The sequence below is a fragment of the Salinisphaera hydrothermalis C41B8 genome, from assembly GCF_000732535.1.
GTDB classification, from domain to species: domain Bacteria; phylum Pseudomonadota; class Gammaproteobacteria; order Nevskiales; family Salinisphaeraceae; genus Salinisphaera; species Salinisphaera hydrothermalis.
Genome location: NZ_APNK01000001.1, coordinates 223,127 through 244,435, shown reverse-complemented (window position 1 = coordinate 244,435; position 21,309 = coordinate 223,127). Strand labels below are relative to the sequence as shown.

Genomic DNA, 21,309 nt, shown 5'->3' with positions numbered 1-21,309 from the left:
CGGAAACGGGCCGCGTCTTGCCCATAATGCGCGACAGAGCATAGCCCAAACCCAAAATACGGTCCAAAGCCTCCGCCTTCGGCTCGGTGACGTACCCGCTCGTGGCACTATGAGCACAATTCAATCTTGGGAACGCAGAGCATGCAGACAATCGCGATTATCGGCGGTGGCATCGCGGGCATGGGGGCAGCCTGGCTGCTGCGCGATACAGCCGACGTCACGTTGTTCGAGGCCGCCGACGAGCTGGGCGGTCATGTCTGCACGATCATGGACGGCGAGCAGCCGGTGGATACGGGTTTCATCGTGGCCAACGATCGCAATTACCCGTACTTCAATCGCTTTCTTGACGAGCTCGGCGTGGCCACGCAGCCCAGCGACATGTCGTTCGGGGTTTCGATCGGCGATGGCGCAATCGAATGGGCCGGCGACAATCCGGCCAAGCTGTTCGCCCAGCCCGGCCTTGTGCGCGATCCCGGCCACTGGCGCATGATTATCGATATTCTGCGCTTCAACCGCCGGGCCAAGCGCATGCTGGCGACCGATCAGGTGCCGGATATGGCGCTGGGCGAGTTTCTCAGTACCTATCGGTTCAGCGAAGCGTTCGCGGCGCGCTATCTGTTGCCGATGGCGGCGGCGATCTGGTCCACGCCGACGGCCGGCATCCGGCTTTTCCCGCTGGCCGCATTTCTGCGCTTTTTCGACAACCACGGGCTGCTCGACGTTCAGAACCGGCCGCAGTGGCATACGGTGGTGGGCGGCAGCCATGCTTATGTTCACGCCGTGGCGGCGGTGCTGGGCGACCGGGTGCGCTGTGCCACGCCCATTCAGCGCGTACGCCGCCAGGCCGATGGCGTCACCCTCATCACTGCGCGCGGTCGGACCCTGCATTTCGATCAGGTCATCTTTGCTTGCCACGCCGATACGACCGTGCGTCTGCTGGTGGATGCCGAACCACTGGAACGCGAGCTGCTCGGGGCGTTCGCGTTCCAGCCGAACCGGGCGGTGCTGCACAGCGATGCCAGCCTGATGCCCAAGCGCCGGCGCGTGTGGTCGTCGTGGAACTACATGGCGGATCGGGCCGAGGTGTCCGATCAGCGGGTGGCCGTGACCTACTGGATGAACCGGCTACAGTCGATACGCGGCCCGCGCGAGTATTTCGTCAGCCTCAATCCGCTCACCGAGCCGGATTCGGCCCGGGTGATTGCCGACATCGGCTATTCGCATCCGGTGTTCGATCGCGCGGCGCTGGCGGCCCAGAAGCGCCTGTCGACGATCCAGGGCAACGGCGGCGTCTGGCATGTGGGTGCGTGGTCTGGCTATGGCTTCCACGAGGATGGGCTCGCGTCGGCGACCCGTGTCGCCGAGGCCCTGGGCGTCCGGGCGCCGTGGTTGGGGTGAATACGCCGGCGCTGTATCGCTGCCGGATCATGCACCGGCGGCCCGGCCCGCCGCGCTATCGCTTCGCTTATCGGGCGTTCTTCTTGCTGCTCGACATTGATGCGATCGATGCGGCCTGTGGCGTATCGCCACTGATCTCGCGTAATCGGTTCAATCTGCTGTCGTTTTATGACGCTGACCACGGCCCGCACGACGGCAGCGATCTGCGGACTTGGATCGACGGCGTGCTCGCCGAACACGGCGTCGCACTGGCCGGCGGCCGTGTTCGACTACTTTCGATGCCGCGCGTGCTGGGCTATGGCTTCAACCCGATCAGCCTGTACTACGCCGAACATCGCGACGGTACGCTGCGGGCCATCGTCGCCGAGGTACACAACACCTTCGGCGAGCACCATGTCTACGTGCTGCATGAGAACGGCGAGGCCATGGACTGGCGCGCGACTCGCGAGAAAGCGAAGCAGTTTCATGTCTCGCCGTTCTTCGATCGCAGTGGCACGTATCGGTTTCACGTCATGGCGCCGGGCGAGCGCGTGGGACTCGGCATTCGGCTCTACGACGAGGCCGGAACGTTGCGTATCGCGACCGCGTTATCGGGCACGCACCGGCCATTGAACACGCGAAGCATCGGAATCGCCGCCTGCCTCGTACCTCTGATGACACTCAAGGTCACGGCGGCAATCCATTGGCAGGCTCTAAAGATCTGGTTGCGCGGGGCGACATTCCATACCAAGCCCAAGCCGCGGCGGCCGAACCGATCGTAAGAACAACAACATGAATTCGACTTCCTACCACGCGACCGTAAATTCCGGTTGCCCCGTCGGATGGCGCGAGCGCGCCGTGGTCAAACGGCTGGACCGGCTGATTTGCGGCCGGTTGGACGTGACGCTGCCCAGCGGCAGCGTGGCGCGTTTCCAGGGCGAGGCGCCCGGGCCGACGGCGACACTGACCATTCATTCGCCGCGCATGGTGACGCGTCTGTTCAAGGCCGGGTCGGTCGGCTTTGCCGAAGGCTATATGGCCGGCGAGTGGGACTGTGACGATCTCCCGGGACTGATTTATTTGCTGCATCTGAACACGGCCGCGCTCGAGCCCGACTTCTCGCGGTTGCAGTGGGTCTACACGCTGTTGTCGGCCGTGCGGCATCGTCTGCGCGCCAACAGTCGAGCCGGCTCACAGCGCAATGTCGCCTATCACTACGATCTGGGTAACGATTTTTATGCCCGCTGGCTGGACGAAACCTGGACTTATTCCGCGGCGGTTTTCGCCTCGGCCGACGAACCGCTGGCCGCAGCTCAGCGACGCAAGTACGACGTGCTGCTCGACCGGATCGACCCCGCGCCGGGCGAGCATATTCTCGAGATCGGTTGTGGTTGGGGCGGCTTCGCGCGGCATGCCGCGACGACGCGCGATGTCCGCGTTACGGGTATCACCCTGTCGAAGGAACAGCTGAATTTCGCACGTGAGCGGGCCGAAATGACCGGATTGGCCGATCGCGTCGATTTTCAGCTCTGCGACTATCGCGACGTCAGCGGCCGCTACGATCACGTGGTCTCGATCGAAATGTACGAGGCGGTCGGCGAGGCCTATTGGCCGACTTATTTCAAGGCTATTCACGATGCGCTCAAGCCCGGCGGTCGTGCCGCGATCCAGGCGATCACCATCGAAGATGCGCGCTTCGACTATTATCGCCGGAACGTGGATTTCATCCAGGAATACATTTTTCCCGGCGGCATGCTGGCGTCGCCCGCGATCTTCATCGAGCACGCCGAGGCTGCGGGGCTGGCCGAACGCAATCGAGCGTTCTACGGTGCGGACTATGCGCGTACGCTCATGCGCTGGGACCAGGCCGTGGTCGCGGCCGGCGCCGAGATCCGCGCCCGGCGCGGCGAATCCTTCTATCGTATGTGGCGCTACTACCTGGCCTACTGCGCCGCCGGTTTCACCTCCGGCAATATCGATCTGATGCAGATCGGTCTACAACGGCCGCAATGAGCACGCGCTATCCGCTGTCGCGGCTGGCGCCCTACGGCGGGCTCGGCCTGCCGCTTGCGGCGTTGGGCCTGCCGCTGACGGTGTTTCTGCCGCCGTTCTATTCGCAGATGCCGGGACTCAATACCGGCATCGTGGGTATTCTCATCTTCGCGGCGCGTTTGTTCGATGTGATCACCGATCCGTTAATCGGCACGATGTCCGATCGTACCCCGGCACGCTTCGGCCGCCGTCGGCCGTACATCGCCGTGGGCACGCCGATCCTCATGCTAGCGGCCTGGTTTCTGTTCGTGCCCGGCGAGCGCGCCAGCGCGGCCTATCTGCTGATCTGGAGCATGACGGCCTATCTCGGCTGGACGCTCATCTATCTGCCGTACACGACGATGGGCGCCGAGCTGTCGTCCGACTACGATGAGCGCACGCGTATCACCGCCTGGCGCGAAGGGTTTTTCGTGCTCGGCACCATGGCGGCGATTGTGCTGCCGGCGGGCGTCGGCAAACTGGCCGGCGGCCAGGCCGCCGGGCTGGAGGCGATCGCAATGTTCTTGCTGGTCGCGCTACCGGTGGCGGTCGGCTTGTTTCTCTGGCGCGTGCCGGAGCCGGGCGGAGCACCCTCCCACGTACCCTGGGCGGACAGTGTGCGACTGCTGGCCGCGAATCAGCCGTTTCGCCGGCTCGTGACCGCTTATCTGCTCAACGGCGCCGCCAATGGCCTGCCGGCCGCGCTGTTCCTGTTCTTCGTGCAGTCCGTGCTGGGGGCCAGCCAGGCGACAGCGGGGATATTCCTGGCGATCTACTTCCTGTCCGCCGTGGCCGGATTACCGGTCTGGTTCCGGATCGGCCGTCGCTGGTCCAAGCATCGGCTCTGGTGTGCCTCGATGGCGTTCGTGGCGGGTGTCTTCGTCTTTACGATCACGTTGTCCGACAATACTTACAGTTACGCGGCCTATACGCTGATCTGTATTCTGGGCGGCTCCTGCCTGGGCGTGGATCAGGCAGCGGCCGCCTCGATCCAGGCCGATGTGGTCGACGAAGACACGGCGGCCGGCGGCGACGGCCGGGCCGGGCTGTATTTCGGGCTCTGGGGTATGGCGACCAAGCTGGCGTTCGCGGTCGCGCTCGGTATCGCGTATCCGGTGCTGTGGCTGGCCGGTTTCGATGCCGGCCAGCCCAACGACGCGACCGCACTATGGACGTTGGCCGCGCTCTATGGCTTGTTGCCGGTCGTGATCAAGATCGGCGTCATCATCCTGATGTGGGATTTTCCGCTCGATCGCAGCCGCCATGCCGAATTGCAGCGCACGATCGGCCGCCGCAACGGCTGACCGGCCCGGGTCTCAGGCGCCGGTCACGCGGCGGATGATCGGAAAATACGCCGCGTAGGGCAGGCGTTGGAAAGTTTTCAGCAACCAGACGAGACGCCGCGGGAAGGCGATCTCGAACCGGCCGGCCTCCAGGCCCTGGCGAATACGGCGGGCGGCGGCCTCGGCGCTGATCACGAACGGCATGGGGTGCTTGTTGTCCGCGGTCAGCGGTGTCGTGACATAGCCGGGGCAGATCACGCTCACGTCCACGCCACTGCCGGCCAGATCCAGATGCAGGCTTTCGGCCAGCGAGATCATGGCGGCCTTGGAAGCCGCATAGGGCGCGGCACCGGGCAGGCCGCGATAGCCGGCCACACTGGCGGTCATGGCAATGCGACCGGCGCCGCGGGCGTGCATGGCCGGCAGGACGGCGCCGATACCGTTGACCGTGCCGCCGTAGTTGACGCTCATGCGCCGGTTCACGTCCGCGGCATCGAAATGCCGGATATCGAAGCTTGCCCCGATGCCCGCATTGAACACGGCCAGATCGATCGGGCCCATGTCCGCGGCGATCCGCCCGGCGACGTCTTCGCAGGCCGCTGCATCGGTCACGTCGAGGGCGTAAGCGACGAGTTGTTCGGGGCGCCGGGCACAGAGCTCGGCCAGGGCGTCGCTGCGTCGGGCCGACACCGCAACACGCCAGCCGTGATCGGCCAGTTCCAACGCCAGCGCGGCGCCGATGCCGGAGCTGGCGCCGGTGATCCAGGCAATGCGTTCAGGCATGGGCCGCCTCCGTTCTCAAGTCGACGAACGTGCGTTGTGGATTGTCCGGGTTCTGGATCGCCGCGACTTCGGCGTCTTTTTCGGCCCAGAGCTCGCCCAGCCAGGCCTTGAACCGTTCCCGATATTCCGGATCGGCGCCGTAGTCGCCCTCGGCCAGCCCCTGTGGTACGGGCAGGTAACGCACGCGCACCGCGACTTCCGGGATACGCCCGCACAGCAGATCCCAGAACTGCGGCTCGGGGGTATCGATATAGGCGACGGTCATGTCCAGAATGCCGTCGAGCACGTCACGCATGGCGTTGACGGCGAACGCGGTGCCGCCGGCCTTGGGCGGCAGCATCGTGCGATAGGGCGAGTTCGCGGCGGCGCGCTTGGCCGGCGTGGAGCGGGTGCCCTCGGCATAGTTGACCAGCGAGACCGGCAGGCGACGAAATACCTGGCACGCGCGGCGCACGGTGTTCATGTCCTCGTCGCGCAGCTGCGGATTCTTCTGGATGGCGGCCCGGCTGTGGCGCTTCATGAACGGAAAATCGAGCGCCCAGCAGGCCAGCCCGATCACCGGCAGCCAGCGCAGCTGTTCCTTGATGAAGAAGCGCGGGAAGGGCAGCTGCGGGTCGATCGCCTTGATCAGGGCCATCACGTCGGCCCAGCACTGATGATTCGAGATCAGCACGTAGCGCCCGTTCGGATCGTCGGCCATCTGCTGTTGGTAACGCAGGCGCGTCCCGCTAATGCCGAAGATGAGGCCGTTGGCGCTGCGGGCCCAGGTCTTGGCAATGCCGAGCACCACGGCGGTCATGCGATCCCGCGCGCGCCCTTCGGGCAGAGACAATTTGATGACGCTGGCCGGAACCAGCGGAATGCCGCCGATGATCGTCAGCCCGATCAGGCCCACGATAATCGCGACACCCCGGATGGGCCCCGGCATGGCCATCAACGTGCCGAGAACTCGTGCACGGCGTCGACCAGCGCGGCCACGTGATCGGGCTCGACCTGCGGCGTGACGCCGTGGCCCAGATTGAACACATGACCGGGCCGATCACCGAAGCGATCGAGAATATCGCGCACCTCCGCGCGAATACGCTCGGGCCGGGCGAATAGAATGGCCGGATCGGCATTACCTTGCAGCGCGACGCGGTCGCCCACGCGGGCCGCGGCATCATCGATGTCGATGGTCCAGTCCAGGCCGATCGCCGAGGTGCCGGTGGCCGCGATGTCTTCCAGCCACGGGCCGCCGCCCTTGGTGAACAGAATCGTCGGCACCGCGCCGTCGGGCCCGGGTTCGAGCTGCGCCACGATCTTTTCCATATAGGCCAGCGAGAATGCCCGATAGTTGGCCGGCGATAACACGCCGCCCCAGGTATCGAAGATCTGCACGGCCTGGGCGCCAGCCGCGATCTGGGCATTGAGATAGGCCGCCGTGGCGCGCGCCAGCAGATCGAGCAGCCGATGCAGCGCGTCCGGCGCGTTGAACATCAGGGCCTTGATGTGCTGGTAGTTCTTCGACGGCCCGCCTTCGACCATATAGGTCGCGAGCGTCCACGGGCTGCCCGCGAAGCCGATCAGCGGCGTCTTGCCGTCCAGCTCGCGTCGGATCAGGCGCACCGCGGCCGGCACGTAGCCGAGCTCTTCCTCGATGTCGGGCATGACCAGCCGGTCGATCGCCCCCGGCGTGCGCACCGGGTGCGCGAAGTGCGGGCCTTCGCCGGCGACGAAATGCAGCCCGAGACCCATGGCCTCCGGCACCGTGAGGATGTCCGAGAACAGGATGGCAGCGTCCAGATCAAAACGGCGCAGCGGTTGTAGCGTGACTTCGCAGGCCAGTTCGGGGTTCTGGCAGAGATCGAGAAAACTGCCGGCTTCCTCGCGCAGCTTGCGGTATTCGGGCAGATAACGCCCGGCCTGACGCATCAGCCATACCGGGGTGGCATCCACCGGCTCTCGTCTGAGCGCCCGCAGCAAACGATCGTGGGACATGGGTAACGAGGCCGCCAATAAGTGATCCCGCGATTCTACCGACTGCCGCGGGGCCGGCGATAGCGCGGCCTGGCGCAGGCGCGAATTCCGGGCGGGCCGACCGCCGTCCTATTGCAATAGGCTCTCAGGAGCTGGAGACGATGGACGCATAAAGAAAAGGCCGGCAAGAATGCCGGCCGTTTCAATACGCCTATTGCGTTGCGGGATCAGAGTGCCGCCGTCGTCATATCGCCATTGACCAACCGCCGGATGCCCAGCGGATTGTCATCGGCGAGCGCCTTGGGCAGCACGGCGGCGGGTGCATTCTGGTAGCACACGGCGCGCAGATAACGATTGATCGCCAGCGTGCCCACCGACGTGCTGTGGAAATCGGTGGTGGCCGGATACGGCCCGCCGTGGACCATCGCATCGTTGACCGCCACCCCGGTCGGGAAGCCGTTGAACAACACCCGGCCGGCGCGACGCGTCAGCTCGGTGACGAGCGCCTTGTGCTGGGCCACCTCGGCGTCCTCGCCGGTGACCGTCGCCGTCAGCTGGCCGTTGATCGCTCGGGCCGCAGCTTCCAGCTCGTCTTCGCTGTCCAACTCGACCACCACCGTGCTCGGACCGAACACTTCTTCCATCAGCGGCTGGGCGTCATCGAACAACACCGACTTGTCGGCGCTGAACAGTCGAGCCGCTGCCTGGTTGGACTCGGCCGCGCCGACCACGACTTCCGTCACACCCGACAGACCCTTCAACCGGTCGACGCCGCGCTGATAATTCTCCAGCAGGCCGTGGTTGAGCATCACCTGACCGGGCTTGGCCTTGAGCTGTTCGCCCAGCGTCTCGACAAAACGCGTCATCGCCGGCGACTTCACGCCGATGATCACCCCCGGGCCGGTACAGAACTGGCCCACGCCCAGGCACACCGAACCGGCCAGGCCTTCGGCCAGCTGCTCGCCGCGGCTCTCGATGGCTTCCGGCAGCATGAACATCGGGTTCACGCTCGACATCTCGGCATAGACCGGGATCGGCTCGGGCCGCTGCGAGGCCATATCGAACAGGGCGCGCCCGCCGTTCTGCGACCCGGTGAAGCCGACCGCCTTGATCGCCGGTTCCTGCACCAGCTGGGCGCCGACCTTGTCGCCGAAGATCATGTTGAAGGTCCCGGCCGGCATGCCGGTCTTGGCCACCGCGGCTTCGATTGCGTTGCCGACCATCTCCGAGGTCACCATATGCCCCGGATGGGCTTTCACCACCACCGGGCAACCGGCCGCAAAAGCAGAAGCCGTATCGCCACCGGCGACCGAGAAGGCAAACGGGAAGTTGGAGGCGCCGAATACGGCGACCGGGCCGATCGCCTGCTGGATCTGGCGCAGATCCGGGGCGGCGTCGGTGGCCGTATCGATGCGTACGCCCAGATAATCGCCGCGACGCAACACCTTGGCGAATAGCCGCAGCTGGCCGGTGGTACGGCCGACTTCGCCGGTCAGCCGGGCTTCCGGCAGGGCGGTCTCGCGCATGGCCTCGCGGATGACGGCATCGCCCAGCGCCTCGATCTCGTCGGCACAGGCTTCGAGAAACTGCGCCCGGGTCTCGGGATCGGTGGTGGAGAAGCTGTCGAAGGCGTCATGGGCGGCTTTAGCGGCCGCGGTGACTTCGGCCGGGGTGGCTTCGAAGAAATCCTGCTTGTAGGGGGCGTTGTCCTCGGCTGCACGGCTGGCAAGCGTGTTCTGGCCGGCTGCCACGCGGGCGCCGCCGATGAATTGCTGGCCGGTGAGTTCGGGCATGGGGGACTCCTTTCACTGACGAAAGACGTGACAAGACGACGATCATCCCGGATAGCGGGACGAATCGCCCTATAGTTTTTGATTGCTGGACAATAGATATTGACTGCCGGGCTTGAATACAACCCCGGCAAGCGATGACGGCGATGGGCTCAGGCGTCGTCGTCGGGATGGCCGGCGGCCGCGAAGCCGCCGCCCTGGTAGATCACGGCGGGATCGTTCGGATCCTCGGGGGCGGCGTTGGCCAGCACGGTTTCGCGCCAGCGGTTCGAGCTGTAGCGGGGCCGCCACCCAAGAAAGGCCACGGCCGAGTTGTCCCACCAGATCTCGTCGTTGTCGGAAGCGCCATAGACCACGGCGTTGCCCAGTCGGGGCGCTTCGAACGCGCGGGCGCAGAGATCGGCGAGATCCTCGGCCGCCAGCCAGGTCGCGAGCATGCGCGGATTCTTCGGCTGCTCGAAACAGGAGCCGATACGAATCGACAGACATTCCTGGCCGAACTTGTCGAAATACAGGCTGGCCAGATTCTCGCCGAAGGCCTTGGAGACACCGTATAGCGAATCGGGGCGCGGCAGTGCGTGGGCATCCAGCCGCTGGTCGCGCCGGTAGTAGCCGATCACGTGGTTGGAGCTGGCGAACACGATGCGCGGCTGGCCTTGGGCGCGGGCGGCCTCGAACAGGTTATAGGCGCCGACGATGTTGGCGTCGAGGATCTGGTCGAAGGGTTTTTCCACCGACACGCCGCCGAGATGGATTATACCGTCGCAGCCGGCGACCAGATCGGCCACGGCCGAGCGATCGGCCAGATCGCAGGCGGCCGAGCTTTCGTGATCGGCCGTGTCGGTGATCGGTTGCCGGTCCGAGAGCACGACGTGGTTCGCGAAGCGCGAGACGAGCGGTCGGATCGCGGTGCCCACACCGCCCGCAGCGCCGGTCAGCAGAAGCCGTTCGAGCATGGCTGTTTCCTTCAAACGTTGCGAATCAATTCAGCAGATGGGGCAGCGTCATGGAGATCGGCGCGATATAGGTCGTCAGCATCAGCGCCACGAAGATCGCCAGATAGAACGGCCAGATGGTCTTGGCCGCCTGCTCGATGCGGATATCGCCGATCACGCAGCCCACGAACAGACAGGAGCCGACCGGTGGCGTGCACAGCCCGAGGCCCAGATTCATCATCATCACCACGCCGAACTGGATCGGGTCCATGCCGATATCGGACACCACCGGCAGAAAGATCGGCGTACAGATCAGAATGAGGGCTGCCATATCCATGATCATGCCGAGCACCAGCAGCATGAGATTAAGCAGCAGCAGAATCACGTACGGATTGCTGGAGACCGAGGTCAGGAACGTCGCCAGATGATCCGGCACCCGGTAGAGCGCGAGCAGATAGGCGAACGCCGACGCACAGCCGACCAGGATCATGACCAGCGACGTGGTGCGCACCGCGCGGGCCACGGCGGTCTTGAACGCATCCCAGGTTAGCTCGCGATAGACGAGCAGGGTGACCACGACGGCATAGATGGCCCCGAAGGCACCGGATTCGGTCACGGTGAGCACGCCGGAGAGCACGCCACCGACGATGATCACCGCCGTGAGCAGGCCCGGCAGCGAGACGATGAAACTCACCAGCAGGGCCATCCAGCCCGGAAACGGCTCGGAACCATAGCCGCGCTTGACTGCAACCAGATAAGCCGCCACCGCCAGACACAGGCACATCAGGATGCCCGGCACGATGCCGGCGATGAACAGCTTGCCTACGGAAATGCCGCCGCCCGCGGCCACGACATAGAGCAGCATGTTGTGGCTCGGCGGGATCACCACGCCCGCGGTCGACGAGGTGACGGTGACGTTGACCGCGTAGTCTGCGTCGTAGCCTTTTTCCTTCATCACCGGCATCAGGATCGAACCGAGCGCGGAGGTATCCGCTACGGCCGAACCGGAGATGCCGCCAAACAGCATCGAGGACACCACGTCCACCATGCCGAGCCCGCCGCGCATGCGGCCCACCGCCGCGGCGGCAAAGCGGACCAGCCGATTGGCGATACCGCCGTGCAGCATGAGTTCGCCGGCAAAGATGAAGAACGGGATCGCCAGCAGCGAAAAACTCGCAATGCCGGACAGAATGCGCTGGAAGGCCACGAACAGCGGCAGCCCTTCATAGATGAAAGTCGCAATCGAGGCCAGCCCGAGGGCGAAGGCCACAGGCGCACCGGCGATCAGGCCGAGAAAGAACAAGCCGAAGAGAATGGTCAGCCCCATCAGTGTAGCTCTCCCGGGTTGGTGAACAGGCGTTCGATGAAGTCGAAGACCGTGAAGACGACGATCAGCGCGCCGCAGAGCACGAGCGGCGCAGCGCGCCAGGAGGCAGTGACGCCGAGCATCGGCAGCTGGTGGTCGGCGTTGGTCAGCGTCAGCACCCAGCCCTGCCAGAGCATGATCACGCCGAAGGCGACGACCATCAGATCGGCCAGGACATGCAGGATGCGGCGCGGCCAGCGGGGCAGGCCATCGCGCACGAAGTCGATGCTCAGATGGGTATGGCGATGTACGCCGACCGCGGTACCCAGACACACGATGTAGATGATCAGCAGCAGCGAGAGCTGCTCGATCCAGGTCGGCGTGTTGTTGAGTATGTAGCGGCCGTAGACCAGCCAGCCGAAGCTGGCGACGATAAACACCAGGCCGAGCCCGGCGGCCAGCATGCAAAGCCAAGCGATGCCGTCGAGTACCCGACGGGCGACGGCCAGGCCGGCCGGCACGGTATGTCCGGTCGACGCTTCGGCGGAATTCGACGAACCCTGGCGATCCAAGCCGGCCGATCCTCGACCCGAATCGGCCGGCTCGGCGCGTGCATCAGCAACGGGTCGTACGCTCATGGCGACCGATCACTGCGTGTTGCGGATCTTCTGTACCAGGGCCTTCTGGTCCGGGTGCGCCTTGTAGAACTTGGCGTAAACCGGCTTCATGGCATCCTGGAACGGCTTGAGGTTCTTGATCTTGTTGATCTTGGCGCCGTGGTTCGCCACATATTTCTTGGCTTCGCGCGAATCCTTGGCCCAGAGCCGACGCTGTTCCTTGGCGGCGGCGACTGCAGCCTGGCGCACGATCTTCTGATCCTTGGCCGACAGCGCGTCCCAGCTAATCTTCGAGATGCACAGGCACTCGGGAATGATCAGGTGATCGTCCTCGGAGTAGTACTTGGCCACTTCGTAGTGGTTGGTTTCCTTGTAGGACGGGTAATTGTTCTCGGCACCGTCGATCACGCCGTTCTTGAGCGCTTGATAGACATCGCTGAACGGCATAGGCGTGGCGTTGCCGCCGAGTGCTTCGACCATGTCGACGTACAGGTCGTTGTCCTGTACGCGGATCTTCATGCCCTTGAGGTCCGACGGCTTGGTGATCGGGTGCTTCGAGTTGTAAAAGCTGCGCGCGCCGGAGTCGAACCAGGACAGCACGACCAGGCCCTTTTTCTTCATGTCGGCGGCGAACTGATCACCGATCGGCCCGTCCATGACGTGATGCATCTGTTTCACGCTGTTGAACAGATAGGGCAGCGACAGGATGTCGGTCTTGGGCACGTACTGGCCCATCGGACTCATGTTGAAGTTGGCGAAATTGATCGCGCCGTTGCTGACCTGCTGGATCGCGTCAGTCTGATCGCCCAGCACGGCGTTGTTGTATACCGTGGCCTGGATGTCGCCGTGCGTTTTCTTCGTGATGGTCTGGGCGAAATGCTTGAGCGCTACCGAGTTGGGATAGCCCGGACTGTGGATATTCCAGCCGCGCCAGGTCGTCGCGGAGGCCGATGCAGCGACTGACAGACCGACGGCCAAACCGGCGGCGAGCAGCGTACGGTGGGTGATTGTTCTCAGTGTCTTCATGCTATTCCTTCCTCGGTGCGTGCCGATCGCAGTTGTTGTAAGATGACAGAGCGATAGTGCTCATACAACTGAGACGTTGGTCGAAAACATTCGAGTAATCGGCAGAGGTGAGAATGGGTGGATCCAACGCCGGAAAGGGCTCGAACCATGCAAGGGGGAATAGCGACGTGAACGATTCGGAAACCCGGACAGATACGCCGCCGAAGAAGAACAAGAATCGCCGCAATCTGGTGGCCGAGGTCAGCGGTCGATTGCGCGAATTCATTGCCGGCGGCGACTTGCAGCCCGGCGACAAGCTGCCCAGCGAAGCGGGCCTGACCCGGGAATACAACGTCAGTCGTACGGTCGTGCGCGAGGCCATCGCCTCGCTGCGGGCCGACGGGCTGGTGGATGTGCGCCACGGGGTCGGCGTGTTCGTGCGTGAGCCCACCGAGCCGGCGTCGGTTTTCAAGCCGGTGGACCGGGCGCGGATATCCTCGATGATCGAAGTGCTGGAACTGCGCTCGGCGATCGAGATCGAGGCGGCCGGCCTGGCGGCCGAGCGGCGATCGCCGGCGCAGGAAGAGATCCTGTTCGAACGCTTCGACGATCTGAATCGGCTGATCGAGACGAACGAGCCGACGGTCGCGGCCGACATGGCCCTGCATCTGGCCGTGGCCGATGCCACCAACAACCCGCGTTTTCGCGAGTTTCTCACGTTGATGGGCGAGCATCTCATTCCGCGCTCGGCCTTGCCGGAAAGCGTCGAAAACACCGCACCGGAAAACTACATGGCGCAGATCCAGTCCGAGCACCGCGCCATCATCCAGGCTATATCGGAACGCGATATCGCCGGCGCGCGCGAGGCGATGCGGGCTCATCTCAAGGGCAGTCAGGATCGTTACCGGCGATTGATTCGCGGAACTTAGACGATGTGATAATACGTCTTCATGTTAGAGATAAGACGAGTTAGGATCGAGGCGTCGACTACGCAACTGGAGCGGTACCGCCGAATCTTATGGAGCCCAATGAACTGAAATCCGCGCTGGCCTCGGGCCTGCTGTCCTTTCCGGTCACGCCCTTCGATGCCGAAGGCGAGTTCGCGCCCAAGCCCTACGCCGAGCATATCGGCTGGTTGTCGGGCTTCGATGCGGCCACCCTGTTCGCGGCCGGGGGTACCGGCGAGTTCTTCTCGCTCGCGCCGGAGGAGATTCCGGCGATCGTGCGCGAGGCCAAGGCCGCAGCAGGGAATACCCCGATCGTCTCCGGTTGCGGCTACGGCACGCGCATGGCCGTAGCCATCGCCCGCGAAGCCGAGGCCGCCGGCGCCGACGGTATTCTTTTGTTGCCGCATTACCTGATCGGCGCCAGCCAGGCTGGGCTGATGGCGCATATCGAGGCGGTCTGCAACGCGGTCGATTTTGGCGTGATCGTCTACAACCGGGGCAACTCGATCCTGCAGGCCGATACGCTCGAAGCCCTGTGCGAGCGCTGCCCGAACCTGATTGGCTTCAAGGACGGCTCCGGCCAGATCGGGCTCGTTCGAGAGGTCACCGCACGCCTGGGCGACCGTCTGACCTATCTCGGCGGCATGCCGACCGCGGAATTGTTCGCCGACGCCTATCTCGGCGCGGGGGTGACGACTTATTCCTCGGCCGTGTTCAACTTCGTGCCGGAACTGGCCCAGCGTTTCTATCAGGCGCTGCGTGCCGGCGATCGGGCCCAGACCACGGCGATCCTCAACGATTTCTTCTATCCGTTCGCGGCGATCCGCGATCGCAACGTCGGCTATGCGGTGTCCGCGATCAAGGACGGCGTGCGTCGCGCCGGCTTCGACACCGGCCCGGTACGTCCACCGCTGACCGACCTCACCGCTGAAGAAAGCGACATGCTCGCAGCGCTGGTCCGGAGCCAGGGCTGATGCGCATCGCCGAAGTTCGTACCCACTGTCTGGATCATGAGCTCGCCGAACCGTTCGAGAGTGCCTCCGGCCGCTTCGAGCGGCGCCAGCACTGTTTGGTCGAAGTGGTCTGCGAGGACGGCACCACTGGCTGGGGCGAATGCCTCGGCCCGCCGCGCATCAACGCCGCGGCGGTCGCGACCTACGGCCGACTGCTGGTCGGCCGCGATCCGCTGGCCACCGATGTGCGTTGGCTGGAGCTGTATCACGCGCTGCGCGATCAGGGGCAGCGCGGCGTGACGATGACTGCGTTGTCCGGTATCGATATCGCGCTCTGGGATATCAAGGGCAAGCATTTTGGCGCGCCGGTCTCCACCTTGATGGGCGGGCGATTCCGCGACGCGATCCAGGCCTATGCCACCGGGGGCTTTCGACCGGACGGCCCGGATCGTACCGCGGCTACCGCCAGCGAAATGGCCGGCTATGTCGTGGAAGGCTTCGCGGCGGTCAAGATCAAGATCGGTTTCGGCCACGCCGAGGACCTGGCCACCATCGAGGCCGTGCGCGAGGCGATCGGGCCCGATGTGCGATTGATGATCGACGCCAACCACGGTTACGACGCGCTCGAGGCGATCGAGCTCGGGCGCGCCGCGGCGCGCTTTGATATCGACTGGTTCGAAGAGCCGGTGATCCCCGAGGAGCCGGCCGTCTATGCCCGGGTCCGGGCCGGCCAGCCGTTGGCCCTGGCCGGGGGCGAGACCTGGCACGGCCGCCACGGCATGCGCCAGGCTCTGGAGGCCGGGGCGGTGGATATCCTGCAGCCGGACGTCTGTGGCACCGGCGGCTTCAGCGAAATGCGGCGCATCGTCGACATGGCCGGACTCTACGGCGTGCGTGTCGTGCCCCACGTCTGGGGCAGTGGCATCGCGCTGGCTGCCAGCTTGCATTGTCTGGCGAGCATTCCGTTCGCGCCGCCGCGCCCGACGCCGCGGGCCCCGATGCTGGAATTCGACCGTACGGTGAACCCGATCCGCCAGGCCATACTCGGCACGCCGATCGAGCACGACGGCGGCTGGGTCGACGTGCCGGAGGCGCCCGGGCTCGGCATCAAGGTCGATCGCGAGGCGCTGACCCGCTACGCGCTGGCGGAGCACGGCTGATGGGCGATATTCCGGCCAATACCCGTCAGCTGGACGGCCCGGCGCCGAAGCTCGCCATGCCGAAAGGCGCAACCGACTGTCATATCCATGTGTATCTCGACGGCCATGCGCCGCAGCCGGGCGGACCGCCGATCGCGGAGCTGGCGACGCCGGCGGACTATGCGGTGGTGCAGCGCCGGCTCGGCCTTGAACGGGTGGTGATCACCCAGTCGAACGCCTACCAGTTCGACAATGGCGCGACCATCGCCGGGCTGAAGGCGATGGGCTCGGAGACCGCGCGCGGCGTGGTCGTCGTCGGCCCGGACACCACCGAAGCCGAGCTGGCCGACTACCACGCCCTTGGCGTACGTGGTGCGCGCATCATGAATCTGCCTGGCGGAGCGGTCGGGGTCGACGGCATTCCGAACGTCGAGGCGCGTATCCGGCCCTTCGGCTGGCATCTCATGGTCCAGTTCGACGGCCGCGAGATCGAACGCCATCGGGTGGCGCTGGAGGCCATCGAAACCGACTACATCATCGACCATACCGGCAAGTTCCTGGAACCGGTGGCGGCCGACGATGCCCGCGTGGATACGCTGCTGCGCCTGATCGACCGGGGCAATGCCTGGTTCAAGGTCGCCGGGCTGTACGAGACCAGCCGGGCCGGCGCGCCGGATTTCGCCGATGTGGCGGGCATCGCGCGTCGCGTGATCGCGCACGCGCCCGAACGCGTGATCTGGGGCTCCAACTGGCCGCACGTGGGTGTGGCCCGTGAACACTATCCGGACGACGCGGTCCTGCTCGGCAATCTCGCCGATCTGGCAGACGAGGCGACGTGCCGGCGGATCCTGGTCGATAATCCGGCCGCGCTCTATGGTTTTCCCGAACCGGCTTAAAGCCTATGCCAGCAGGGCGGTACAGGCCGAGCGAATGATGCCGGGCTAACCGCGCTCGGCCACTGCCGCAGCGATCTCGTCCTGAATGGCCGTCGCAGCGGCCGCCGGGTCCGCAGCCTGGCGGATCGGTCGGCCGATCACCAGATAGTCGGCGCCAGCGGCGATTGCCCGGGCGGGCGTCATCACGCGTTTCTGATCGTCGGGCGGGGCGTCGTTGTCGACCGGACGGATGCCGGGGGTGACGGTGATCAGCGTCTCGGGCGCTTCTGCGCGCAGGCGTTCCAGTTCCAGGCCCGAGGATACGATGCCGTCGCAGCCGGCTTCCAGCGCGCGGCGGGCGCGCGACAATACCAGCTCGTCGATGTCGCAGTCGAAGCCCAGATCGGTCATGTCGCCGCGATCCAGGCTGGTCAGGGCGGTCACTGCTAGGATTTTCGCCTTGCCCTTACGGGCAGCGCCGGCGGCTTCCATGATCCCTTGATTGCCGTGGATGGTGATGAAATCCACGTCGCGCGCATCCAGCCGTGCAACCGCGGCGGCGACCGTGGCCGGCACGTCGAACAGTTTCACGTCGACGAACACCTTCTTGCCGCGGGCCTTGAGCCAGTCCACCAGCTCGAAGTAGCCGGGGGACATGGCCAGTTCCAGACCGACCTTGTAGAAGGTGACGGTGTCGCCGAGGGTTTCGACCAGCGTGCGGGCAGCGTCGGTATCCGGGACGTCCAGGGCGAAGATGAGACGGTCGCGACAGTCGGGAATCTCGGTCATGCGGGCGATCCGTTTTGAATGGGGCGACGGAATGGTCGGCGATCAGGCCGGTGGTGGGCGGCCATTATAAGACTTCGATTGATGCCAGCCACGATAGCGGCTCCCGTCACCGGGGTAGGCAGGCGCGCAGGCCAAGCCCTCGTTCGCTCGTCGCACGAGCGGAGCAACAGTCCGGTCGAGATATCTGTCCGCTCATGACCGCAAACGACGCCAATGGCGGACTGGTTTTGTTTCGGGGCGCCGCGTGACCTGTGGCTTCGTTCCTCAAGACATTGATCCGCAGGTTTCGCGGATTACACAGATGGCGGTTAATCGTTGGTGGCGTTGGTTCGCTCCTGGCGCGGCCGGCCCTATGTGCTTCGTTTCCTAACAAATCATTCGCGTCACAAGCTGCGTTCAACCGGAAGCGGGTGGGCACCTCGAATTCACAATGCCGCAAAAGGAGGACCGCCATCTGTGTAATCTGCGAAATCTGCGGATTGCCTTTCTTCGACGAACGAAGCCCGACAAGCACAACGGCGCTACGACGACGAGGCTGGAAGCACGACCCGGTGGCGCGGCAGGCGCCGCCGCTGCGACCAGCCTTGCCACAGGCCGGCGGGCAGGGCGCTGGATAACGAGGAGCCGGCCAGGCGGCGCAGGCCGTGTGTTCTGGATTGGGCGTGGACGCAGGCGCTGGCCCAGAACAGTGACAGCAGGCGGGAGAATTCGGGCTCCGGGTAGCAGTTAGCGCGCTGATTGGCGGCGCGCAACCGTTGCAGCCAGTCTTCGGCCCAGTCGAGATATTCAGCATCGGGGGCATCGCCGGCCTTGTTGAAACGGCGCAAGCGATAATGCCGGATGCGATCGTCCTCGCTGTGCTCGATACACAGCTCATCCAGCTGCCAGGCGAAGATGCGGCAACGGAACCGCCGGTCGCGCGAGACGTTCTCGGCCGTCGCCTGGGCGTCGTGTTGTCGCCGGTCGACCAGCAGATGCGGCAGATTGGCGACGTCGTGATCGCGCGCAACACGGGCCCACAGATCGTAGTCCGAGCCCACGACCAGCGATTCGTCGTGAGGGTATGCGGCGAGGATGTCGCGCCGCGCCATGGCCGTCGAATTCTCGATGCCGGAGCGGAACAGACGCTCGGCGGCGATCAGGCGCGCACGGCGCGGTTTGCGCTTGATACGCGACAGGCGATGGCCGCGATCATCGATCCAGCCGATCCAGGCGCCGACCGCGGCGTGCGATGGATTGCGTTCGAGAAACGCGAATTGACGCGCCAGTCGGTCGGGCCGTGCGATGTCGTCGCTATCCAGAAAGGCCGCATAGCGACCGCGGGCGGCGGCGATGCCCCGGTTGCGCGCATGCGCAATGCCGCCGTTCTCGGATGCTCGAAGCAGGCGGACTCGCGGGTCTTGTATCGCCTCGACGCGGGCGACACTGTCATCGGTGGAGCCGTCGTCCACCACCAGAAGCTCCAGCGACGGCACGCCGGTCTGGGCCAGAATACTGGCCACCGCGGTTTCGATATAGCGTTCGCGGTTGTACACCGGGATGATGACGGAAATTTCGGGCATGACGTTTATGATTCAGCCAGTACACAAGGGCGGGCGAACGCGTCCGATACGCGGATCGGGGACACTGGCGCGCCCGCGGTCTGCCCAGCCGGCCATGATAAGGGCTTCCGATCACGACTTCGAGGACAACGCATGAGTTTTGCCGGTACAGACCCACACATCGTCCTGGTGGCCGGGCCGGTACGCGCGGCTGGACGCGCCGGGCACCACGATTACGTGGCGGGATGCCGGCTGTTCGCAGAGCTGCTTTCACGGGTCCCGGGCGTGACCAGCGAGGTCGTGGAAAACGGCTGGCCAACCGACGAGCAAAGCCTCGAGCAGGCCGCTTCGATCGTGTTTTACGACAACGGCGGCGGCAAGCAGGGTTTTCTTGCAAACGCCGAGCGGCGCGCGCTGATCGAACGACAAGCCGAGCGAGGCTGTGGTCTGGTATTGCTGCATCAGGCGGCCGGTTTCCCGACAGAACTGTGTGCCTGGGGCCAGCGTCATTTCGGCGCGGTCTATGAGGCCGGGGTATCGCGGCGCGGTCATCGGCGCGTACGCCTGCAGGGCGCTGACCATCCGATCGCGCGCGCCTGGCAGTCGCATGCCATCCGCGACGGCTGGCTGGATCACGCAGCGCTGCCGGCCGATCGTGCCGATGATGTCACGCCTTTGTTGTGGCCGGACGACGTACCGACCTCGGATCGCGAGCGGCGCCATGCGCGCATGGTGGCCTGGGCCTATGAGCCGCCGGCCGGCGGGCGTGGTTTCGTGTTCACGGGCGCCGATAATCATCGGCTCTGGCGTGATGACGAGGCCCGCCGTTTCGTGGCCTCGGGCGTGCTGTGGAGCGCCGGCATCGCGGCCCCCGCATCGCGCGAGTGGCACGCGATGTCGGACGCCGACGTGGATGGCCGGCGCAGCCCGCGTCAGTCGCCATTGCCGCGCCTGGCGGGCAAGCTCGGGCGCCGTGTGAGGCGCAGCCTGCGCGGTCAGCGCAAGTGGTGAGGCGCGCCCGGCGGGGCCGCTGGTGCGTTCAGGCCGCCAGCAAAGGCCGGCCGGCCAGACGCTCAAGTATGCGCAGCGATGAACGCTCCGGATCGGCCATGATCTCGTCGGGGACGAAAAACGTCTGATCGAGCGAGTGCTGTCCGGTCATCGCGCCATGCAGCACCAGGTCGGTCAGCGCGATCCAGGCCGATCCGGCGGGGAAATCCACCACCTGCTGCGGCCCGTTGGCCTGATAGTCGCGGTCGCGCTTGACCTGGCCGCGGATATCTTCCATCAGCAGGTCGTAAGCGGTGCGCTGGCCTTTGGTGATGCCCAACCGCGCCATGAGCCGGTCGAGCGTGCCGGCACTGCGCGGGCGGGCGTTGTCGATATAGCGGCGCGCGAACGGTTCGAAGGTTTCGCCGACCCGCCAGACCCGCGGCTGTCGGTCCGGATTGATGTTGCAGAACACCCGCAGCATGCTCTGTCCGCCCGTCGGCCGCCCGTAGCTGGCATCCACGTGCAGGCCTTGGGTGGCGTTGCGCGGGCAGGGGCGGTACGTGGTGCGATCGCGCACGATGCCGTCGCGATAGCCCGGAAACAGCGTGTTGATGAGATCGGTCGACCATTGCGCATAGCGATCGAGCAGGGCGATCAGCTGCGTACGCTGGGGCGCGCGCACCCGGCTGCGTTCCAGCCGGCCGCTGTTCGGGTTGTAGATGATCGTCGGGCGCCCGTTCTGGCTTTTCTTCTCGGCTTTGGTCGGCAGCGTGGCGCTGGCATCCGAGACGAAGGCCAGCTCGTCGGGCGTCAAATCGAAACCGGCCTGCGGCAGATAGACGATGCCGCCGGTTTCGAGCGTGGATAGCGCCCGGTCGCGGAGGGCGGCATCGTCGAGCTTCTGCATGTCGTCGAGCGTCAGCATGTCGGCGATGGCTGCGGAATGGGATGCGGTCGTCATGGGCGTTCTCGGGTTGCGAACCGGCGCG

20 protein-coding genes are annotated in these 21,309 nt (G+C 65.3%); 9 read left to right on the top strand and 11 right to left on the bottom strand.

Translation table 11 applies throughout. The features are described 5' to 3' along the window. Positions 1 to 141: 141 nt before the first annotated feature. The 4 genes from C41B8_RS01015 to C41B8_RS01000 are packed head-to-tail and all read left to right on the top strand — an operon-like array spanning position 142 to position 4,712. On the top strand, positions 142 to 1,398 hold the full coding sequence (locus C41B8_RS01015) for an NAD(P)/FAD-dependent oxidoreductase (RefSeq protein WP_037332867.1): 1,257 nt from the start codon (positions 142 to 144) through the stop codon (positions 1,396 to 1,398). Further along, complete coding sequence (locus tag C41B8_RS01010; protein WP_037332865.1) at positions 1,395 to 2,159, top strand: DUF1365 domain-containing protein; 765 nt, start codon at positions 1,395 to 1,397, stop codon at positions 2,157 to 2,159. The genes C41B8_RS01015 and C41B8_RS01010 overlap by 4 nt, the downstream gene beginning before the upstream one ends. 10 nt (positions 2,160 to 2,169) lie before the next feature. Continuing rightward, positions 2,170 to 3,390, top strand: coding sequence for an SAM-dependent methyltransferase (locus C41B8_RS01005; RefSeq protein WP_037332862.1), 1,221 nt, complete (start codon positions 2,170 to 2,172; stop codon positions 3,388 to 3,390). Further along, positions 3,387 to 4,712, top strand: coding sequence for an MFS transporter (locus C41B8_RS01000; RefSeq protein ID WP_037332860.1), 1,326 nt, complete (start codon positions 3,387 to 3,389; stop codon positions 4,710 to 4,712). The genes C41B8_RS01005 and C41B8_RS01000 overlap by 4 nt, the downstream gene beginning before the upstream one ends. A gap of 12 nt (positions 4,713 to 4,724) precedes the next feature. On the opposite strand, the gene C41B8_RS00995 is transcribed toward C41B8_RS01000, so the two are convergent. The 8 genes from C41B8_RS00995 to C41B8_RS00960 all read right to left on the bottom strand — a co-directional run bounded on the left by C41B8_RS00995 (position 4,725) and on the right by C41B8_RS00960 (position 13,104). Then, complete coding sequence (locus tag C41B8_RS00995; protein WP_037332859.1) at positions 4,725 to 5,474, bottom strand: SDR family NAD(P)-dependent oxidoreductase; 750 nt, start codon at positions 5,472 to 5,474, stop codon at positions 4,725 to 4,727. Further along, positions 5,467 to 6,402 (bottom strand): acyltransferase, encoded by a 936-nt coding sequence (locus tag C41B8_RS00990; RefSeq protein ID WP_037333134.1) that lies wholly within the window; start codon positions 6,400 to 6,402, stop codon positions 5,467 to 5,469. Before C41B8_RS00990 ends, C41B8_RS00995 begins: the two co-directional genes overlap by 8 nt. Positions 6,403 to 6,407: 5 nt before the next feature. Further along, positions 6,408 to 7,451 carry a uroporphyrinogen decarboxylase gene (hemE, locus tag C41B8_RS00985; RefSeq protein WP_037332857.1) on the bottom strand — a complete coding sequence of 348 codons (1,044 nt, stop codon included), beginning with the start codon at positions 7,449 to 7,451 and terminating at the stop codon, positions 6,408 to 6,410. Between the two features lie 206 nt (positions 7,452 to 7,657). Further along, on the bottom strand, positions 7,658 to 9,223 hold the full coding sequence (locus tag C41B8_RS00980) for an aldehyde dehydrogenase (NADP(+)) (RefSeq protein ID WP_037332855.1): 1,566 nt from the start codon (positions 9,221 to 9,223) through the stop codon (positions 7,658 to 7,660). Positions 9,224 to 9,372: 149 nt separating this feature from the next. Further along, positions 9,373 to 10,176, bottom strand: a complete 804-nt coding sequence (locus C41B8_RS00975) for an NAD-dependent epimerase/dehydratase family protein (RefSeq protein WP_037332853.1) — start codon at positions 10,174 to 10,176, stop codon at positions 9,373 to 9,375. Between the two features lie 25 nt (positions 10,177 to 10,201). Further along, a complete protein-coding gene (locus C41B8_RS00970) occupies positions 10,202 to 11,482 on the bottom strand; it encodes a TRAP transporter large permease (protein WP_037332849.1) in 1,281 nt (426 codons plus the stop codon). Beyond that, positions 11,482 to 12,099: a TRAP transporter small permease gene (locus C41B8_RS00965; RefSeq protein WP_084188357.1), complete on the bottom strand. Its 618-nt coding sequence runs from the start codon at positions 12,097 to 12,099 to the stop codon at positions 11,482 to 11,484. Before C41B8_RS00965 ends, C41B8_RS00970 begins: the two co-directional genes overlap by 1 nt. 9 nt (positions 12,100 to 12,108) lie before the next feature. After that, the gene (locus C41B8_RS00960) at positions 12,109 to 13,104 is read right to left on the bottom strand and encodes a TRAP transporter substrate-binding protein (protein WP_037332847.1); all 996 of its coding nucleotides are present in this window, start codon (positions 13,102 to 13,104) and stop codon (positions 12,109 to 12,111) included. Between the two features lie 167 nt (positions 13,105 to 13,271). Here C41B8_RS00960 and C41B8_RS00955 point away from each other — a divergent pair, with 167 nt between their 5' ends. From C41B8_RS00955 to C41B8_RS00940, 4 genes are all read left to right on the top strand, one after another. Further along, complete coding sequence (locus C41B8_RS00955; RefSeq protein ID WP_198024985.1) at positions 13,272 to 14,012, top strand: FadR/GntR family transcriptional regulator; 741 nt, start codon at positions 13,272 to 13,274, stop codon at positions 14,010 to 14,012. An 89-nt stretch (positions 14,013 to 14,101) separates the two neighbouring features. Further along, complete coding sequence (gene kdgD / locus C41B8_RS00950; protein ID WP_037332844.1) at positions 14,102 to 15,004, top strand: 5-dehydro-4-deoxyglucarate dehydratase; 903 nt, start codon at positions 14,102 to 14,104, stop codon at positions 15,002 to 15,004. Continuing rightward, positions 15,004 to 16,143 carry a mandelate racemase/muconate lactonizing enzyme family protein gene (locus tag C41B8_RS00945; protein ID WP_037332842.1) on the top strand — a complete coding sequence of 380 codons (1,140 nt, stop codon included), beginning with the start codon at positions 15,004 to 15,006 and terminating at the stop codon, positions 16,141 to 16,143. Before kdgD ends, C41B8_RS00945 begins: the two co-directional genes overlap by 1 nt. Further along, complete coding sequence (locus C41B8_RS00940) at positions 16,143 to 17,018, top strand: amidohydrolase family protein (protein WP_037332841.1); 876 nt, start codon at positions 16,143 to 16,145, stop codon at positions 17,016 to 17,018. The genes C41B8_RS00945 and C41B8_RS00940 overlap by 1 nt, the downstream gene beginning before the upstream one ends. A gap of 45 nt (positions 17,019 to 17,063) precedes the next feature. Here the strand turns inward: C41B8_RS00940 and pyrF are convergent, their stop codons facing one another. After that, positions 17,064 to 17,786, bottom strand: coding sequence for an orotidine-5'-phosphate decarboxylase (gene pyrF, locus C41B8_RS00935; RefSeq protein ID WP_037332839.1), 723 nt, complete (start codon positions 17,784 to 17,786; stop codon positions 17,064 to 17,066). Positions 17,787 to 18,307: 521 nt separating this feature from the next. Next, positions 18,308 to 19,348: a glycosyltransferase family 2 protein gene (locus C41B8_RS00930; protein WP_051882632.1), complete on the bottom strand. Its 1,041-nt coding sequence runs from the start codon at positions 19,346 to 19,348 to the stop codon at positions 18,308 to 18,310. 132 nt (positions 19,349 to 19,480) lie between these two features. Between C41B8_RS00930 and C41B8_RS00925 the strand changes: the two genes are divergently transcribed. Next, a complete protein-coding gene (locus C41B8_RS00925) occupies positions 19,481 to 20,338 on the top strand; it encodes a ThuA domain-containing protein (RefSeq protein WP_037332838.1) in 858 nt (285 codons plus the stop codon). Between the two features lie 28 nt (positions 20,339 to 20,366). Here C41B8_RS00925 and C41B8_RS00920 read toward each other — a convergent pair whose 3' ends face one another. Further along, positions 20,367 to 21,281, bottom strand: a complete 915-nt coding sequence (locus C41B8_RS00920) for a Kdo hydroxylase family protein (protein ID WP_051882630.1) — start codon at positions 21,279 to 21,281, stop codon at positions 20,367 to 20,369. Positions 21,282 to 21,309: the final 28 nt, after the last annotated feature.

Excerpts from the sequence above, each read along its gene's own strand:
- C41B8_RS01015 (WP_037332867.1), top strand. The coding sequence starts at position 142 with ATGCAGACAATCGCGATTATCGGCGGTGGCATCGCGGGCATGGGGGCA.
- C41B8_RS01005 (WP_037332862.1), top strand. The coding sequence starts at position 2,170 with ATGAATTCGACTTCCTACCACGCGACCGTAAATTCCGGTTGCCCCGTC.
- C41B8_RS01000 (WP_037332860.1), top strand. The coding sequence starts at position 3,387 with ATGAGCACGCGCTATCCGCTGTCGCGGCTGGCGCCCTACGGCGGGCTC.
- C41B8_RS00995 (WP_037332859.1), bottom strand. The coding sequence starts at position 5,474 with ATGCCTGAACGCATTGCCTGGATCACCGGCGCCAGCTCCGGCATCGGC.
- C41B8_RS00990 (WP_037333134.1), bottom strand. The coding sequence starts at position 6,402 with ATGCCGGGGCCCATCCGGGGTGTCGCGATTATCGTGGGCCTGATCGGG.
- hemE (WP_037332857.1), bottom strand. The coding sequence starts at position 7,451 with ATGTCCCACGATCGTTTGCTGCGGGCGCTCAGACGAGAGCCGGTGGAT.
- C41B8_RS00980 (WP_037332855.1), bottom strand. The coding sequence starts at position 9,223 with ATGCCCGAACTCACCGGCCAGCAATTCATCGGCGGCGCCCGCGTGGCA.
- C41B8_RS00975 (WP_037332853.1), bottom strand. The coding sequence starts at position 10,176 with ATGCTCGAACGGCTTCTGCTGACCGGCGCTGCGGGCGGTGTGGGCACC.
- C41B8_RS00970 (WP_037332849.1), bottom strand. The coding sequence starts at position 11,482 with ATGGGGCTGACCATTCTCTTCGGCTTGTTCTTTCTCGGCCTGATCGCC.
- C41B8_RS00965 (WP_084188357.1), bottom strand. The coding sequence starts at position 12,099 with ATGAGCGTACGACCCGTTGCTGATGCACGCGCCGAGCCGGCCGATTCG.
- C41B8_RS00960 (WP_037332847.1), bottom strand. The coding sequence starts at position 13,104 with ATGAAGACACTGAGAACAATCACCCACCGTACGCTGCTCGCCGCCGGT.
- kdgD (WP_037332844.1), top strand. The coding sequence starts at position 14,102 with ATGGAGCCCAATGAACTGAAATCCGCGCTGGCCTCGGGCCTGCTGTCC.
- C41B8_RS00945 (WP_037332842.1), top strand. The coding sequence starts at position 15,004 with ATGCGCATCGCCGAAGTTCGTACCCACTGTCTGGATCATGAGCTCGCC.
- C41B8_RS00940 (WP_037332841.1), top strand. The coding sequence starts at position 16,143 with ATGGGCGATATTCCGGCCAATACCCGTCAGCTGGACGGCCCGGCGCCG.
- pyrF (WP_037332839.1), bottom strand. The coding sequence starts at position 17,786 with ATGACCGAGATTCCCGACTGTCGCGACCGTCTCATCTTCGCCCTGGAC.
- C41B8_RS00930 (WP_051882632.1), bottom strand. The coding sequence starts at position 19,348 with ATGCCCGAAATTTCCGTCATCATCCCGGTGTACAACCGCGAACGCTAT.
- C41B8_RS00925 (WP_037332838.1), top strand. The coding sequence starts at position 19,481 with ATGAGTTTTGCCGGTACAGACCCACACATCGTCCTGGTGGCCGGGCCG.
- C41B8_RS00920 (WP_051882630.1), bottom strand. The coding sequence starts at position 21,281 with ATGACGACCGCATCCCATTCCGCAGCCATCGCCGACATGCTGACGCTC.